This window comes from Sphingobium sp. VMM (assembly GCF_056790315.1).
The window spans coordinates 1-1657 of record NZ_JBXGSI010000051.1; the positions used below are offsets into that span (position 1 = coordinate 1).

Sequence of the window (1657 nt, forward strand, 5' to 3'; positions counted from 1 at the left end):
CTGGTGCGCGGCCGCCACACCGATTGCCATCCCGCCGACACGCCCGGCTGGTCGCCCCAGCTCTATGTGCGCGAGGCGCGCCGGCTGGACAATGGCCTTGCCTGGTCGGGCCGGGACGTGTCGGATATTGATGGCGTGCCCCCGCGCCTCCCCTCGATCGTCGCCATGGCCTCCTACTGGCAGGACAGCCACGCCGCCAGCCGCATCGCGGTCCGGGACGAACGGGGGCAATGGGGCATCATCAATGAAGGCCATTTCATGCTGCCCGCCGGCGGCAAATATCAACGCTCGCCGCTGCCCTTCGAACTGATGGTGCCGCATCGCGACCAGTGCACCAACCTCATGGTGCCCTTCTGCGTCGCGGCGACCCACCAGGCCTTTTCCACCATCCGCATGGAGCCGACCTCGATGGCGCTGGGCGAAGCGGCCGGCACCGCCGCCGCCCTAGCCGTGATCGACCGCGACCGGGTCGATATCCAGGATGTCGACACCTATCGGCTGCAACAGATGATCGTCGCCAATGGCGGCGTGATCCAGGGCGTGACCAACTGGGAATTGCTGCAGAGGAAGCTGAAGCACCGCCTCGACCGCCTGCGCGGCTGACGCCCTTCCGGCACAGGCCGCCCGTCAGCGCAACGATGATCCGAACGCGCCACGCACGACGCGGGCCACAATCACAGCGCCAAAATCACAGGGCCACATCCATGCCCAACATCCGCGCCAGCATGAAGGTGAGGGACAGGAGGCCCATCAGCGCCAGCAGCAGGGCCAGGCTGATCTTGCCGACCGCGCTCAGCACCGCCCCCTTCTGCGCCTTCCTGTCCTGTTCATAATGCCATCGGACGGCAAAGAACATGCCGCCCCCCAGCACGACGATCTTGAACAGGATGAAAACAACAGGAAACCAGTCCATGATCTTGAACACATCCCGGCCAACAAGAAACCATGTTCATCAGGATTGCCGCGACGGCAATCGAACGCCCCCTCCTATGTCGGGAACGGGGGGATCACCATGGGACATTATGCCTGAACCACACCGAGATCGCCGGAGGCTCTAACTCCTGAGAGCCTGCTCCGAAATCAAGTTGATTCGTATCAGTGGGTTATATTGACGGTGCATCCTGTCGTTGATTCAGCGGCTTTGCGACAAACCAAATGAAATCAACGATGTGGGCCGATACCACTGAAACGCAGTATGTGCGTGCAGACTTGGCTGCCAAGCGATTTGATCGATGCCGAAGGGGGCTGCTCGAGCCATTCTTTCCGCCGCCCTCGCATGTGGGGCGGCTGCACAAGTGGTCGTTCAGGCGGATTGTCGAGGCAATCCTGCATCTGTTGCGTGGCGGCAGCTCGTGGCGGATGCTTCCGCCGTGTTTGCCGCCGGTCTCGACGGCGCGGCGTTGGTTCTATCTTTGGTGGGACAACAGAATATGGTTGTCGTCGAGCCATACCCTGCTGCTGATCGGACGCGAAACTGCAGGCCGCCAGGGCTCACCCAGCGCTGGCCTGATCGACAGCCAGAGCGTCAAAGCCACGGAAAGCGGCGGGTCACGGGGTTATGACGCGGACAAGAAGACCAAGGGGCGCAAGCGCCATATCTTGACGGATACCGACGGCAATCTCGTCCATGCCGTATTCCACGCCGCCGACATCCAAA

The 1657-nt window shown here is 62.4% G+C and carries 2 protein-coding genes and 1 pseudogene; 2 read left to right on the plus strand and 1 reads right to left on the minus strand.

Translation table 11 applies throughout. The features are described from left to right. The coding region (locus tag ACUCV3_RS27220) for an FAD-dependent oxidoreductase (protein WP_482241470.1) at positions 1-603 on the plus strand (603 nt) is incomplete at its 5' end. Between the two features lie 85 nt (positions 604-688). Here the strand turns inward: ACUCV3_RS27220 and ACUCV3_RS27225 are convergent. Then, complete coding sequence (locus tag ACUCV3_RS27225; RefSeq protein WP_279776456.1) at positions 689-913, minus strand: hypothetical protein; 225 nt, start codon at positions 911-913, stop codon at positions 689-691. Positions 914-1167: 254 nt separating this feature from the next. Between ACUCV3_RS27225 and ACUCV3_RS27230 the strand changes: the two are divergent. Further along, a pseudogene (locus tag ACUCV3_RS27230) lies at positions 1168-1657 on the plus strand (transposase); the annotation flags it as partial.